12 protein-coding genes and 1 riboswitch are annotated in these 11,891 nt (G+C 38.0%); of the genes, 2 read left to right on the top strand and 10 right to left on the bottom strand.

What is annotated here, in order from left to right:
• Nucleotides 1-31: 31 nt before the first annotated feature.
• The 3 genes from cpxA to mazG form a co-directional block, all read right to left on the bottom strand.
• Nucleotides 32-1,426: an envelope stress sensor histidine kinase CpxA gene (gene cpxA, locus HV560_RS08045; RefSeq protein ID WP_176810032.1), complete on the bottom strand. Its 1,395-nt coding sequence runs from the start codon at nucleotides 1,424-1,426 to the stop codon at nucleotides 32-34.
• 51 nt (nucleotides 1,427-1,477) lie between these two features.
• Complete coding sequence (locus HV560_RS08040; RefSeq protein WP_176810031.1) at nucleotides 1,478-2,197, bottom strand: response regulator; 720 nt, start codon at nucleotides 2,195-2,197, stop codon at nucleotides 1,478-1,480.
• Nucleotides 2,198-2,293: 96 nt separating this feature from the next.
• Nucleotides 2,294-3,076, bottom strand: coding sequence for a nucleoside triphosphate pyrophosphohydrolase (gene mazG / locus HV560_RS08035; RefSeq protein WP_176812611.1), 783 nt, complete (start codon nucleotides 3,074-3,076; stop codon nucleotides 2,294-2,296).
• 309 nt (nucleotides 3,077-3,385) lie between these two features.
• Here mazG and accD point away from each other — a divergent pair, with 309 nt between their 5' ends.
• Complete coding sequence (accD, locus tag HV560_RS08030; RefSeq protein WP_176808539.1) at nucleotides 3,386-4,279, top strand: acetyl-CoA carboxylase, carboxyltransferase subunit beta; 894 nt, start codon at nucleotides 3,386-3,388, stop codon at nucleotides 4,277-4,279.
• Nucleotides 4,280-5,581, top strand: a complete 1,302-nt coding sequence (gene folC, locus HV560_RS08025) for a bifunctional tetrahydrofolate synthase/dihydrofolate synthase (RefSeq protein ID WP_176812610.1) — start codon at nucleotides 4,280-4,282, stop codon at nucleotides 5,579-5,581.
• A gap of 48 nt (nucleotides 5,582-5,629) precedes the next feature.
• On the opposite strand, the gene HV560_RS08020 is transcribed toward folC, so the two are convergent.
• From HV560_RS08020 to moaA, 7 genes are all read right to left on the bottom strand, one after another.
• Nucleotides 5,630-6,826 (bottom strand): amino acid aminotransferase, encoded by a 1,197-nt coding sequence (locus HV560_RS08020; protein WP_272955342.1) that lies wholly within the window; start codon nucleotides 6,824-6,826, stop codon nucleotides 5,630-5,632.
• A 107-nt stretch (nucleotides 6,827-6,933) separates the two neighbouring features.
• Nucleotides 6,934-8,847 (bottom strand): tRNA(Met) cytidine acetyltransferase TmcA domain-containing protein, encoded by a 1,914-nt coding sequence (locus tag HV560_RS08015; protein WP_176812609.1) that lies wholly within the window; start codon nucleotides 8,845-8,847, stop codon nucleotides 6,934-6,936.
• A gap of 8 nt (nucleotides 8,848-8,855) precedes the next feature.
• On the bottom strand, nucleotides 8,856-9,338 hold the full coding sequence (gene ybeY, locus HV560_RS08010) for an rRNA maturation RNase YbeY (protein ID WP_176812608.1): 483 nt from the start codon (nucleotides 9,336-9,338) through the stop codon (nucleotides 8,856-8,858).
• A gap of 18 nt (nucleotides 9,339-9,356) precedes the next feature.
• Nucleotides 9,357-9,812, bottom strand: a complete 456-nt coding sequence (moaE, locus tag HV560_RS08005; protein WP_176812607.1) for a molybdopterin synthase catalytic subunit MoaE — start codon at nucleotides 9,810-9,812, stop codon at nucleotides 9,357-9,359.
• Between the two features lies 1 nt (nucleotide 9,813).
• Complete coding sequence (gene moaD, locus HV560_RS08000) at nucleotides 9,814-10,059, bottom strand: molybdopterin synthase sulfur carrier subunit (protein WP_159629954.1); 246 nt, start codon at nucleotides 10,057-10,059, stop codon at nucleotides 9,814-9,816.
• A complete protein-coding gene (moaC, locus tag HV560_RS07995) occupies nucleotides 10,052-10,528 on the bottom strand; it encodes a cyclic pyranopterin monophosphate synthase MoaC (protein WP_176812606.1) in 477 nt (158 codons plus the stop codon). Before moaC ends, moaD begins: the two co-directional genes overlap by 8 nt.
• A gap of 52 nt (nucleotides 10,529-10,580) precedes the next feature.
• Nucleotides 10,581-11,603 (bottom strand): GTP 3',8-cyclase MoaA, encoded by a 1,023-nt coding sequence (gene moaA / locus HV560_RS07990; RefSeq protein ID WP_176812605.1) that lies wholly within the window; start codon nucleotides 11,601-11,603, stop codon nucleotides 10,581-10,583.
• Nucleotides 11,592-11,746: riboswitch (molybdenum cofactor riboswitch) on the bottom strand. Its footprint overlaps the gene before it by 12 nt.
• Between the last annotated feature and the right edge of the window lie 145 nt (nucleotides 11,747-11,891).

Below are 11,891 nucleotides of genomic sequence, written 5' to 3'. Positions count from 1 at the left end.
AAGCGGTCGTTTTTCTTATCATTTTTACAAATTATGAATATGGTTTCCAAAGCGGAATTTCTAATTCCGCTCTTAGACCACCCAGATCACTTTTTGTTAAGTGGATATTGCCTTGATGCTGCTGTGCGGCATTATGTACAATAGAAAGCCCTAAGCCTGAGCCACCCGTTTCTCTTGTTCTGGCTTCATCTATACGGTAAAAAGGTTTTAAAATATTTTCATATTCATTTTCTGGAATGCCTTCTCCGTTATCTTCAACCACTAAAATCAATTTTTCCTCTTTAATTTCCATTGAAATAGAAATGATTTTATTCGAATATTTTTGTGCATTGCGAATTAAATTTTCCAATGCACTGGTGAGTGTGCTTACTGAACCATTAATAGAATATAATTCAGGGTTGGAGATATTTTGTTTGATGATGAGTATAATATTATTTTGAGCTGTTTCAAATTGTGCATCTTCAATGACATCGTGCCAAATTTCATTAATTTTAAATATTTTCTTATGAATCTGATAATTTAGTTTTTGCTGAGAGATAACTAATAAACCTTTAACCATCTGATCAAGTTTTCTGATTTCCGTTTCAATACGATGAATTTCAGCAGATTCGCCCATTTTTCGGCGTGAAATCGCGGTTGCCAGTTGTAATCTTGCCAACGGTGTTTTTAGTTCGTGAGAAATATCAGAAATCATTCTTCTTTGCTGTTCGGTTAAGTCTTTTAAACTTTTTACCATATGATTAAAACTTTTGCCGACTTCTCTGATTTCATAAATATCTTCTTTTTCAAGTTTAGGATTTATTTCTAGGTGCCCTGTTGCGATAGCATTTGCAGAGGCTGTTAAACTTTGAACAGGTTTTGTGATTTTAAATGATAACCATAATAGTAATGGCATACCTGAGAGCATCAGGATGAATATCATCAGAAATGGTGAATCCAAAATTGTATCAAACCATTCTTCTTGTGCATCAACTGCTTTAATAAAATATTGGTTATAAGTACGTATTGGAGATTTAACGACAAAAGGTCCGTATATTTCAATATTTTCAAAACGGCGTTGGTATGGCATTTTCGCTTGTTGTGATTGGTAAATAAAAAATTGTAACGATTTAATATTACTTTGGTTTACACCACTTAAATTTCCAGTAGTGTTGTCTTCTAAAATAACATCATAGCCGTTAGCTGTTTCAACGGATAAATTCCGTTCGAATACGTCATCTAAATTTAAATTTTTTTCTGTTTCAACACTTTCGTTTCTAAAATAAGATTGGTCTTTTTGTGAAAGCGGTGAGAATTTTCTGGCATCAAACTTATCTAAATTAAAGGTAATAGTAATAAATAAGATAAGCAATAAACCATAATATTTAACAAGTTTATAAGCTAAACGTTTTCTAAGTTGGGAAATTCTTTTAAATAAGTTTGACATAATAATAGAATGTAAAAATCCCTAATCACGTTAGGGATCTGAAAGAGTATTTTATTTTTCAGTGACTAATAAGTAACCTTTGCCTCTTAAGGCTTTAAACCAAGGTGAGCCATCATTTTTTTCAGGTAATTTTCTACGAAGATTAGATATGTGCATATCAATTGCACGATCGTAAGGGGTTAATGGTTTGCCTAATATCTCTAAACTTAATGATTCTCTAGTGATAACCTCACCAGGATTACGCACGAACAATTGTAATAGTGCAAATTCAGTGGCTGTTAAATCTAAATTGTTGCCTTGGTAAAATGCTTGTTGGCGACCTGAATGTAATTCTATACCTGTAAATTGAAATAATTTGCTATTATGTATTTCAACTGGAGCATTTTTTTCTTGTTCTGGTAATGACACGGGAGCAGTACGTCTTAAAATAGCTCTCATTCTAGCGACTAATTCTCGGTCATTAAAAGGTTTTGGGAGATAATCATCAGCCCCTAATTCTAACCCTAAAATACGATCAATTTCATCATCTCTTGCACTCAACATTAAAACAGGCAATACATATTTTTGCCTTATTCGTTTTAATGTTTCTGTGCCATTTAATACAGGCATCATCACATCAAGTAGTATTAAATCATATTGATTAGCTTCTAATTCATTTAAGCCTTCTTGACCATTATGAGCGACAGTGACTTGAAACCCTTCTAATACAAGCAGTTCAGTTAATAATTCGGTCAATTCAATATCATCATCTATTAATAAGATTTTTGACATAAGATATTTCCTATAAAATATGAATGCTATATTTTTATAGCTAAAAATAGGGGGGCTAAAATATTAAATTTGCCTTATTATAACAAGCAAGATGAATTATTCTACCCTTTTTATTTCGTGCCAAATAGCATCTAATTCAGCTAAACTACAGGCTTTTACAGATTTTCCTGCATTTTTAACCGCTTGTTCTACTTTTCTAAAGCGTTGTTCAAATTTAAGATTTGCATTCCGTAAATTTTCTTCAGCATCGGTATGATAATGACGACATAAATTCACCGTGGCAAATAATAAGTCACCTAATTCTTCGGCCAGCTCTGCAGAGCGATTAGGGTATTCGGCAATTTCGACTTTTACTTCGTGAAGCTCTTCTTCTACTTTTGCAAGCACATCTTTAGGATCATCCCAATCAAAACCAACTTTCGAACAACGTTTTTGCAATTTATTAGCACGAGTCAGTGCGGGTAAAGCAAAGGGTAAATCATCTAAAATAGATTTTTGCTTTTTATGCTTAGCATCATTGGCTTTTTGTGTTTCCCAATTTTTTAATGCCTCTTCACTATTTCCTGCTTTTTCATCACCAAAAACGTGAGGGTGTCGGTAAATTAGCTTATCGTGAATGTCGCTGACAACATCATCAAAAGTAAAAGCCCCTTCTTCTTTTGCTAATTGGCTTAAAAACACAACCTGAAGTAATAAATCGCCCAGCTCCTCCCGGAGTGCTGTGCGATCATTGGTGTGAATTGCTTCTGCAACTTCGTAGGTTTCTTCTAGTAAATGGGGGAGCATAGTGTTAAAGTTTTGTTTTAAATCCCACGGGCAGCCGTGTTCTGGATGACGAAGTTGATTTACCACTTCAAGAAATTGTTCAATAGTTGCCATATTTTCCCTCACGACAAGCGGTTGTTTTTGCTTAAAATTTTGCAAATTCTAGCATAATAATACTCTTTTCGCTTATAATACGGCATTCTTAGCAAAACAGGAGAGAAAATGGCAGCAGAAAAATTAACTAAACAACGTTTAATTCAAATTGTGATTATGTTAGTCATTCTTCTGATTGCGTTTTTTTATCGAACTTATACGCACGCTTAGTGATCTGATATGTCAATAAAACATATCACAAAAGCGTAAATTGTGCTTTAATAGCAAAAATTTGTTTATATCCCAAAACTCAATCCAAAAGGAATAATAATGAGCTGGTTAGAAAGAATTTTAGGTAGAGACTCATCATCAAGTGCAGCAAAATCAAAAATCCCAGAAGGCGTTTGGACAAAATGTACAAGCTGTGAACAGGTGCTCTATAGCGAAGAATTGCAACGCAATCAACACGTTTGCCCTAAATGTGAGCACCATATGCGTATTGATGCTCGTACTCGTTTACTCAACTTATTAGACAATGATTCAGCAGTTGAAATTGCCGCAGACCTAGAGCCTCAAGATGTGCTGAAATTTAAAGATTTAAAGAAATATAAAGATCGTTTGACCGCTGCACAAAAGCAAACGGGCGAAAAAGATTCCTTCATCGTGTTATCGGGTAAACTTTATGGTATGCCAGTAGTGACCGCTTCATTTAACTTTGAGTTTATGGGCGGTTCAATGGGATCTGTGGTAGGGGCAAAATTTGTAAAAGCGGCAGAGAAAGCCTTAGCAGAAAGCATTCCGTTTATCTGTTTCTCTGCATCGGGCGGTGCACGTATGCAAGAGGCATTATTCTCATTAATGCAAATGGCGAAAACCAGTGCTATTTTAGCAAGAATGAAAGAGCAGGGCGTGCCATTTATTTCGGTATTAACTGATCCAACTTTAGGCGGTGTTTCAGCCAGCCTTGCAATGTTAGGTGATGTCAATATTGCTGAACCAAAAGCATTGATAGGCTTTGCAGGCCCTCGAGTTATTGAGCAAACGGTGCGTGAAAAATTACCAGAAGGTTTCCAACGAGCAGAGTTTTTATTAGAACACGGTGCTATTGATATGATCGTTCCCCGTAAAGAGATGCGTGATACGCTTGCCCGACTTTGTGCTAAATTAACCAATCAACCAACGCCATTTAAAGTGGCTGAATTGATTGTTGAAAACATAGAATAAATGAATAGATTAATGACTCCTAAAGCCACGGATTCTTTGGAAACGTGGCTTTCCTATTTAGAACAAGCTCATACAAAAGCGATTGATATGGGCTTAGAGCGTATTACAACTGTGGCAAAAGAGTTGGATTTACTGAATCCTGCTCCTTATGTGATTACCGTTGCTGGTACAAATGGCAAAGGATCTACTTGTCGACTGTTAGAAGTAACATTATTAAAAGTGGGGTTTCGTGTAGGGGTTTACTCTTCACCGCATTTAATTCATTACAATGAACGAGTAAGGATTAATGGTGAGGTTTTAGTCGATGACGATCACGTTCGTGCATTTGCAAAAATTAATGAAAAAAAGACCGCTTCACTCACTTATTTTGAGTTCAGCACACTCTCGGCTTTTGAATTATTTAAGCAACATAAACTAGATATTGTGATTTTAGAAGTCGGTTTAGGCGGGCGGTTAGATGCAACGAATATTGTTGATCCGAACCTTGCGATTATTACGTCTATTGATATCGACCACGTCACATTTTTGGGTGATAATCGAGAAGATATTGGGCGTGAAAAAGCGGGAATTTTCCGTGAAAATATTCCAGTGATTATTGGCGAGCCAGATTGCCCGAACTCGATTAAAGAAATTGCAAAATCGTTAAGTTGTCACGCTTTTTATCGAGATAAGGATTGGCAGTTTGACATTAAAAACAATCTATTTCATTGGACTTCTAAAGAAAAATCCTTTAAAGATTTACCTTTGCCATTAATTCCTATCCCAAATGCAGGTACGGCACTTGCGGCATTAATGCAATTACCCTTTGAAATTGATGAGCAAATTATTCGCGAAGCCGTTCTTGAAGCTCAAATGACAGGGCGTTTCCAAATGCTGACGGATAAGGATTTTGAGAAATTCTCAGGACGAAAACCAGTTGCAAAAGTGATTATTGATGTAGGGCATAATCCACACGCTGCTCGTTATTTGGCAGATAAACTTGCAGAGTTAAAACAAGCAAATCAAAAAATCTATGCGGTATTTAGTGCATTGGAAGATAAAGACTTATCGGGTATTGTTGAGCCGTTAGAACATTTGATTGATGAATGGTATTGTGCCAGTTTAGATTGCTGGCGAGGGCAAAGTGGTGAAGCTGTGTTGAGTAAACTGGTAAACGTGTTACCGAATTCGATCGCTTTTAGTTATGAGACGGTTGGTCAAGCAAGCCTAGCATTATTCAAAAAAGCCACAGCACAAGATATTGTGTTGGTGTTTGGTTCATTCCATACTGTAGCAGATTTTATGCTTTGGTTGGAAAAATAGCAGAAAATGATGGCGAAAGCAGTATATGCTACGCCATCTACATTTTAATTAAAGCACGTTGACAATGGCATCAGCAAGTACATCAATGTTTTTGCTGGTAATTCCTGCAACATTAATTCGGCCTGAACGCACCGCATAAATGGCGAAATCATCTTTTAATTTATCGACTTGCTCAGGCGTTAAGCCACTAAATGAGAACATACCATTTTGCTCAGTAATGAAAGAGAAGTCTTTATTTGCCCCTTTTTCTTTTAATTTTTGTACTAATTGAGTACGCATATCTTTAATGCGGTTACGCATTTCGTCTAATTCGTCAATCCATAATGCTTTCAGTTCAGGATCAGCTAATGCCACTGCTACCGCACTTGCACCGTGGGCAGATGGGTTAGAATAAAGCACACGAATAATCGATTTAATTTGTGTGAATGCACGGTTTGCATCCTCTGCGTTATCGGCAATTAACGTAAATGCCCCAACACGCTCATTATATAAACCGAAGTTTTTCGAGAATGAGCTGGCAACTAATAATTCACGGTTGTTTTTAGCGAAAGTACGTAAACCGTAAGCATCTTCTTCTAAACCGTTCGCGAAACCTTGATAAGCAAAATCGAATAACGGTAACCAGCCTTTTTCTGCGGATAATGCTGCAAGTTGTTCCCACTGTGATGGCGTTGGGTCAATCCCTGTTGGGTTATGACAGCAACCGTGGAGTAACACCACATCGCCAGCCTCAGCTTGGCTTAGGTCTGCAATTAAATTGTCCCAATCTAAACCATTGGTGTCTTTATTATAGTAGCGATAACCTTTTACATTCACACCAACCGCATCAAAAATACCGTTGTGGTTTGGCCAAGTTGGGGTAGAAATCCACACATTTTTCGCATTAGTATGGCGTTTAATAAATTCTGCTGCAATACGCAACGCCCCTGTGCCACCTAAGCTTTGAGCCGTTTTTGCACGCCCTGAGGTAATCACTTCAGCCCCTTCGCCAAATAATAAAGCTTGAGTTGCTGCATTGAAGGCTTGAACACCATCAATAGTGAGGTAGTTTTTACTGGTTTCGGTATCTAGTAAGCGTTTTTCTGCTTCTTTTACCGCTTTAACGATAGGGGTTTTGCCCTCATCTGTCATATAAACGCCAATACCAAGATTAATTTTACCTTCACGGGTATCGGCTTTGAACGCTTCGCCTAAACCTAAAATCGGGTCGGCAGGGGCGGCTTGAATATGGCTAAACATTGGCATAAGAAATACTCCTAAAATTTAAAAAATAAACGTTGAATTTATACGGCTAAATGGAAAATTTAGCAAGAGGGAAAGCATAAAAAAATTAAGTTAATCCATAAATTATTTTAATGATTTACACTTTTTAAGTATGTTTTCACAATTTCCCGATACTTTTCAATTTCTACTTTTGAATATTTTTGCTGATGTTCGTTAAAAACAGCAAGTGAGTTCAGCGTTTGCGGAGCAGATAAATATAAACGTTTTAAACTAATATAAACAGCAGGCAAGGCTCGCTTTCCATTTGCAAATGCGGTTAAATTTTGCCAATCACGCTCATCTAAAGAGATTTCTACAAGCGGTTGAAATTGCTCGAAATTTTGCAATTCCTCACAAATTTCCGTGAAAAACGGTTGAAGAGCGAAATCTCTGACAAAAGCTTGGGTAGCTTGTTGGCTAAATTGTTTACCTTGTTCTGAAATTGGGTAAATCATCATCGCACTGCGGTAGCCGCTACTGGCTTCTTTGTTGGGGGTAATTTGCACCAGTTCAAAACCGCAATTTGCCCAAAATTGATAGAGCGGAGCTGTGAGCCCAAAGCTGACAGAAATAAAATCAAGCGGTTGTTTTTGTTGAATATTTTGCAAAATAAATTGAGAAATTAACCGCTTGCCAATACCTTGATTTTGCTTTTCAGGCAGAACCGCAATGCGAGAAATACGAACCGAATGCAATTTACAAGCTTCTGGTAAATTGCCTTGAAAGCAGAGATATTGAGCCACTAAATTACCCTGCGGGCGGCGTTCGCCACGCCAAATTGCTTGAGTTAATTCGTCACTAAAGCCACCTTCTAACATTGCCCAAATACCGCCAATTAGTTTTTCATTCTCTGTTTTATGTAGAAAAATTTGCCTCTCGCCGTCAAACAAGCGGCGTAAATCGGTTGGCGTGGTTTTGTAATGGGCGGAGGCAAGCAGATGATAGAAGGAACTTTTTTCCTGTAAATGCTTGTTTGAATAAATTATATTCTTCGATAATTGCTTCTGCCAAATCTCCCCCTGCCCCTCTTTGTTAAAGAGGGGGGCTTTTTCTTCGGAAAGTAAAAGCAAATCTGTAATAAATCTCTCAAGGGGATCATTCTCCCCCCAGCGTAACGGTTCAGATAACGTCCAATGTTTGAATGGCTTATTTAACATCTTCGGTAATTTCAGCTCAAACCCTCGCCCCGTGCCTTCGTAATTTTGCGTGGTGGTGGTTAAAACCACTTTGTCAAAATGCTCACAACATTGCTGCAACATCGGCAACGGCAAGCTCGCTGCTTCATCAATAAACAGCCACGTTTTTGCAAAATTTTCACCATTTCCCACCGCTTGTATCAACCGATCTGGAGCAAAAAAACGGACTTTCTCACCCTCCACCTGCTTCCAAAAATTCGGCAGAGCAGAGTGGGAACGAGCGGTAATTACAACAGGATTTTCTTGAGAAATGGTTTCCGCTAATTTGCCTGCAAGGGTGGATTTCCCTCGTCCACGAGGGGCAGTAATTAAATGAATATCAGCATTATCAAGCGGTAGATTTTGTAGAATTTTTTGCTGTTGCTCGGTTAAATTGCAAAATTTTGTTGAAATTTGACCGCTTGTTACAGGGAGTTTAGGCAGATCTGGCTTGATTTCAAAACCAAATTTGGCGACTAATTGCTTGAAATGCTGATAAAAATTAGGACAGGCAATTGCGTGATTAGCGTTCCAACGTAACGCATCATAATCTAATTCGTTTTCTAAATTATGCCACTGAGGACAAAGCAAAAATAGAGTACCGTTTTCTTGAATAGTGCCAGCAAGAATAGAAAATGCCTCAAGATGAAAATTTATACCATTTTCTGCTTGCATATTATAGAGCGCAAAAGGATGTTCTTGCCCTAAAATAGTTTTGGCGTTGGAAAAAGGAATAGCCTTGAGGGTATGGTTTTCAGAAATGTAAAAATAGCCTTGCTTAGCAAGGCTAAAGGTATTTTGATTTGTTATAATGACTAGCGAACGCATTGTTTTATTTACATTTTCTCACTCAAATACGGATCGTCATAGCCTAAACTTTGCATAATTTCCGTTTCCAGACTTTCCATTTCCTCTGCATCCTTTTCTTCGATGTGGTCGTAGCCAAGCAGATGGAGTGTGCCGTGAACGCTTAAATGAGCCCAATGGCTTTCTTCGCTGATTTGCTGTTCCTTGGCTTCTTTTTCCATCACTTGACGGCAGATAACTAAATCTCCCAATAGCGGCATTTCAATGCCTTCTGGTACTTCAAATGGGAAAGAAAGCACGTTGGTCGGTTTATCTTTGCCTCGATAAGTGAGATTGAGTTCGTGGCTTTCGGCTTCATCCACAATTCGAATAGTGATTTCACTTTCGGGGAAATTTTCCGTTTTTGCTTCAATGGATAAAGCTTTGTGAACCCAGGTGTAAAATTGTTGTTCGCTTGGTAAGTTTTCGGTATTTTCACAGGCGATCTGTAAATCAATATATAAATTTTCCATTCGTATTACCTTTGCAAATTATAGCCATTTTTCGACCGCTTGTTGATCGCTCTCACGCCCTTCAATCCAACGTTCTCCTTCTTGAGTTTGCTCACGCTTCCAAAAAGGGGCTTTGGTTTTGAGGTAATCCATAATAAATTCATTGGCATGGTAGGCATCGCCTCGATGAGCTGAACTGACTCCAACTAATACAATTTCATCGCCTGTGTGAAGCTGCCCAATTCGATGAACAACGGCAACGCGTTGTAAATCCCAACGTTGGCGTGCTTCATCAACAATTTCTTGCAGGGCTTTTTTCGTCATTGCAGGGTAGTGCTCAAGAAATAAACCCGACACATTATCGCCTAAATTCATTTCACGCACTTTGCCGATAAAAAGCGTAGTTGCCCCAACACTATTGTATTCACTGAGCCAACGATAGATTTTGTTTTGGTCAAATTCAGCTTCTTGTACTTCAATCAATGTAGCGTGCATTTTAACCCCCTGTTACTGGTGGGAAAAATGCGACTTCATCACCATCTTTGATGGCTGTCTCAAACGGACAGATGGTTTGGTTAATTGCTACTAAAAGTTTGCCTTTTTCTAACGCTAACTGCCATTTTTTCCCTTGTTGGCTTAAATGCTCACGCAGCTCTTCTGCGGTATTAAATGTGGGGTCAATTTCTAACATATCTGTTGCCACAAGTTCACGTACTTGGGCGAAAAAAAGCACTTTAATCAATGTTGAAGTCTCCTGATTTTCCGCCACTTTTGTGTAGCAGGCGGACATTTTCAATAATCATATCTTTTTGCACCGCTTTGCACATATCGTAAATTGTTAGTGCAGCAACACTTGCAGCCGTGAGGGCTTCCATTTCTACACCTGTTTTACCTGTGAGTTTGCAAAGAGATTCAATACGAACTTGGTTAGTCTCAGGCAAGGCTTCAAGCTGTACTTCTATTTTAGAAAGTAGTAATGGGTGGCATAGTGGAATAAGCTCCCAAGTTCTTTTTGCTGCCTGAATACCTGCAATGCGAGCGGTGGCAAAAACATCGCCTTTATGATGATTACCGCTGACAATCATTTGTAGCGTTTCCGCATTCATTCGTACAAAGGCTTCGGCACGAGCAATGCGTACCGTTTCTTGTTTCATCGAAACATCGACCATATTCGCTTCGCCGCGTTGGTTGATATGAGTGAAGGTTGTCATTTATTTTATCTCTTTCTTTATTTGTGCCAAAAAGTAAATTCTAGATGGTGATTTAACCGCCTATGCTTGATAAATTATTCCTTACGCCACTATCCCCAATATGTAAATAGTGGTGTTCTCTCTTGCCTTGTAATGCTGATTTTAAACGAGTTTCTAGTTGTAATTGCTGTTCGTCTCGTTCAAGTAAATCACGAAGATCTATTCCTTCTTCGCCAAATAAACAGAGATGAAGTTTACCAAGTGCGGAAACACGCAAGCGATTACAAGAGGCACAGAAATTCTTTTCATAAGGCATAATTAAACCGATTTCCCCTTGGTAATCGGGGTGGAATAGCACTTTTGCTGGCCCGTCTGATATTGCTTTCGGTTGTAATTGCCAGCCTTCATTTAGCAAGCGATTTATAACAAACTGGCCAGAAAGGTGCTGCTGTTTGAAAAAACTATCCATTTCCCCTGTTTCCATTAGCTCAATAAAACGCATTTGAATAGGCTTATCTTTGATCCAAGCAAGGAAATTATCTAACTCGTGCGCGGTGTACTGCTTCATTAAAACGGCATTGACCTTGATTTTTTTGTAGCCAATTTCAAAGGCTTTATTAATGCCGTTTAAAATCGATTGTAATTTATTTTCGCCCGTGATTAGTTGAAATTGTCGTGTATCTAAACTATCTACGCTCACATTAATATCCGTAATACCAGCTTGTTGCCAAAGAGCAACGTCACGCTCCATTCGGTAGCCGTTGGTGGTTAAGGCGACTTTGTGGATGCCAGCAGTTTGTGAAAGAGTATGAGCAATTTCGGCAAAATCTTTGCGTAAAGTCGGCTCGCCACCAGTGATACGGATTTTCTCTGTACCTAGATTAGCAAAGGTTTTAGCGATTCGTTGAATTTCATCAACGGTGAGAAATGTTTGTTTATGCGAAGGTGGTCTATAGCCATTAGGTAAACAGTAGTTACAACGGAAGTTACAGACATCAGTAATAGAAAGTCGTAAGTAAGTATATTGACGCTGAAAACGATCAACAAGCCCAGAAATATCATTACCCACGTTTTTAATTGGAATAATAGATTGCATTTGACACCTTTCTAAATACGAGAGGACAACTCATTTCTAAGTTATCCTTTGAACAGCTAAGCTGTTACTGGCATAAATTCCATATCAAAAAATGTGCTTTAATTTTTAGAGTTAGGAAATAATGCTCGGAGTCTTAAATAAAATTGGTTTTATTGTAGGGGGAGAATGCGGATTAAGCAAGCGTATATCACGTTATATTTTGATAAGTAGCTATAACTAAATCAGGTTGGTTTGATTTATATCATTTTTTTGAATAGGTAATTTTGTTATTTTAGTGTTGCAATTTTT

The sequence above is a fragment of the Mannheimia pernigra genome, from assembly GCF_013377995.1.
Classification (GTDB): Bacteria; Pseudomonadota; Gammaproteobacteria; order Enterobacterales; family Pasteurellaceae; genus Mannheimia; species Mannheimia pernigra.
The sequence above is the reverse complement of the archived record's forward strand: the minus strand, read 5'-3'. Positions and strand labels throughout refer to the sequence as shown.

Excerpts from the sequence above, each read along its gene's own strand:
- cpxA (WP_176810032.1), bottom strand. The coding sequence starts at position 1,426 with ATGTCAAACTTATTTAAAAGAATTTCCCAACTTAGAAAACGTTTAGCT.
- HV560_RS08040 (WP_176810031.1), bottom strand. The coding sequence starts at position 2,197 with ATGTCAAAAATCTTATTAATAGATGATGATATTGAATTGACCGAATTA.
- mazG (WP_176812611.1), bottom strand. The coding sequence starts at position 3,076 with ATGGCAACTATTGAACAATTTCTTGAAGTGGTAAATCAACTTCGTCAT.
- accD (WP_176808539.1), top strand. The coding sequence starts at position 3,386 with ATGAGCTGGTTAGAAAGAATTTTAGGTAGAGACTCATCATCAAGTGCA.
- folC (WP_176812610.1), top strand. The coding sequence starts at position 4,280 with ATGAATAGATTAATGACTCCTAAAGCCACGGATTCTTTGGAAACGTGG.
- HV560_RS08020 (WP_272955342.1), bottom strand. The coding sequence starts at position 6,826 with ATGCCAATGTTTAGCCATATTCAAGCCGCCCCTGCCGACCCGATTTTA.
- HV560_RS08015 (WP_176812609.1), bottom strand. The coding sequence starts at position 8,847 with ATGCGTTCGCTAGTCATTATAACAAATCAAAATACCTTTAGCCTTGCT.
- ybeY (WP_176812608.1), bottom strand. The coding sequence starts at position 9,338 with ATGGAAAATTTATATATTGATTTACAGATCGCCTGTGAAAATACCGAA.
- moaE (WP_176812607.1), bottom strand. The coding sequence starts at position 9,812 with ATGCACGCTACATTGATTGAAGTACAAGAAGCTGAATTTGACCAAAAC.
- moaC (WP_176812606.1), bottom strand. The coding sequence starts at position 10,528 with ATGACAACCTTCACTCATATCAACCAACGCGGCGAAGCGAATATGGTC.
- moaA (WP_176812605.1), bottom strand. The coding sequence starts at position 11,603 with ATGCAATCTATTATTCCAATTAAAAACGTGGGTAATGATATTTCTGGG.